The organism is Psychromonas aquatilis (genome assembly GCF_038155185.1).
Classification (GTDB): domain Bacteria; phylum Pseudomonadota; class Gammaproteobacteria; order Enterobacterales; family Psychromonadaceae; genus Psychromonas; species Psychromonas aquatilis.
In genome coordinates this window covers 1-230 of sequence record NZ_JBAKAZ010000267.1, presented here as the reverse complement: position 1 = coordinate 230, position 230 = coordinate 1, and the positions used below count along the sequence as shown (strand labels likewise).

Sequence of the window (230 nt, the reverse complement as noted above, 5' to 3'; positions counted from 1 at the left end):
CCCTGAAACTGGGTTATTAGCGTTAAACTCATATGAGAATCGTGTGTATTCTTTTACAGATGAAAATCAACAACGCTATGTGGGGAAGTTTTATCGTCCACAACGATGGAATCAAGCACAGTTATTAGAAGACCATTCATTCAGCCAACACCTATTAGATGCTGGTGTTGACCTTTCTGTGCCTTTAACATTCGATGGTCAAACATTGCATACTTTTGCAGGTTACCAGT

1 protein-coding gene is annotated in these 230 nt (G+C 39.6%); it reads left to right on the top strand.

The annotated features are described in order from the left end of the window. Positions 1-43: 43 nt before the first annotated feature. Positions 44-230: phosphotransferase (locus V6256_RS15525; protein WP_341599139.1), on the top strand; the 187-nt coding region annotated here is incomplete at its 3' end.